General features: G+C 64.3%; 1 protein-coding gene. It reads left to right on the forward strand.

All coding sequences use genetic code 11. From position 1 onward, the window contains the following. On the forward strand, positions 1-1,425 hold a 1,425-nt coding region (locus tag BMX17_RS26595), incomplete at its 5' end, for a transposase zinc-binding domain-containing protein (RefSeq protein WP_170845573.1). Between the last annotated feature and the right edge of the window lie 224 nt (positions 1,426-1,649).

The raw sequence follows: 1,649 nt of genomic DNA on the forward strand, positions 1-1,649 counted from the left end.
CCCCCTGAGAACCCCCCTTCAGTCCATAATTGCGATTGTTCTCACATCTCCGTAGAAAACGACGCGAGAGATGCTGAGACCGACGAACCCGAATCTGCCGATACCCACCCTGCCGCCCACCCGGAGCGGGTCGGGCTGCACGCGGACTTCGGCCCGGCCGACGGTGGGGGTTCGGCATCGACCGAGCAGGGCGAGGGAGATGCCACGCCGAGCGATGAGCGAGGCGACGAGTCGTCACCGTCCGTCCGGCTGATGGAGTGCGAGCGGGATGCGCTCGAAGGCCTGCTTGAGCTTGGCATCGAGGACATCGACCGGGCCGCGAAGATCGCCCGGCAGGGCGGTGACGTACACACGTCGATCTTCGAAGCGCTGACCCGCGACCAAGAGCGACAGTGGAAGGTGGCGGCGCTGCTGGACCGGGGCGATGTACGCCATGCCCTGCGGCTGGCAACGTGCGGCCAGCAGTCGGTGCAGCTACAGTGCGGGTGCTGCGAGAGTGAAGACAACTACCTGCCGGTGACGTGCGACAGCCGGCTGTGTCCGGACTGTCAGGACCGGAAGGTGGGTCAGAACATCGAGAAGTACGAAAACCGGGTGAAGGGCATGGACAACCCGGTGATGCTGACGCTGACCGAGAAGAACTTCCGCGACCCGGTGGCGGGCCGCCGGCAGGTGATGGAAGACCTCGCGGCGTTCCGTCGACGGACGATCCCCTTCGAGGGGACGACGACCCGCGAGACGGACGACGGCGAGACGGTCGAGAAGTCGTGGTGCTGGTGGCGGGGTGCCGACGTGGACGACGTAGACCCGGACTTGGAACAGTGGAAGGTGAAGCTACAGGAACAGGGCCACCACGACCTCGTGCGCCGGTTGCAGAGCGAATACGTGAACTACGAGTACGAGGACATCACGGGAACCCACGTCGGTCGGAACATCCCGCTCGACGAGCTGACGAACGGCGGGATCTACGGGATCGACATCAAGCAGCAGGGACCGCTACAGTTCCACGTTCACGCCCACGTCCTCGTAGACATGGCTTACGTCCCACAGGCGGCGATTTCGGCAGTCTGGGAGGATATAACCGGAGATGCGTGTGTCGTGGACGTTCGGAGTATCTACGACCGGGCGGAGCGGCAGGACGCGGCCGAAGCACTGGCCGAGACCGTCGGCTACGCGGTCAAGCCGCCGGAATTCGAAGAACTGGAAGAAGAACTCGAATTCGTGAAGGCGGCGAAGGGCTGCCCGACGGTCCACCCGTTCGGAGACCTGCACGGGCTGGGCAGCCCGGACGGGCCGGGGCTGATCTGCGCGGACTGCGAGCGGATGCCGCAGGAGTGGATGTATCTGGGGACGGTCGAGGAGCGGCGCGACACGGTGGGGAAGTCGTGGGAGACTGATCGGGGTATGGACCCGCCCGAGGAGTAGCGGGTTCGGGGTCGGTTCGTTGTCCCAGTCCAGACAACGAAAATCACAAAATCAGTCCGGTTAGTCGAGAAACCGGCCAGATTACCCCGGATGTGGACGGTGAGAGGCGGAAGTTCGGTCGGTGTACCGGGCGAACTCGTCCGACTCTGTGCGGGGAACCGGATGGGTTACTCGTCCTGCTGATCGAGGAACTGCTGTTTCTGTTCGTCGTCCATCGCCTCCGC

Source organism: Halorientalis persicus, from assembly GCF_900110215.1.
GTDB classification, from domain to species: Archaea; Halobacteriota; Halobacteria; order Halobacteriales; family Haloarculaceae; genus Halorientalis; species Halorientalis persica.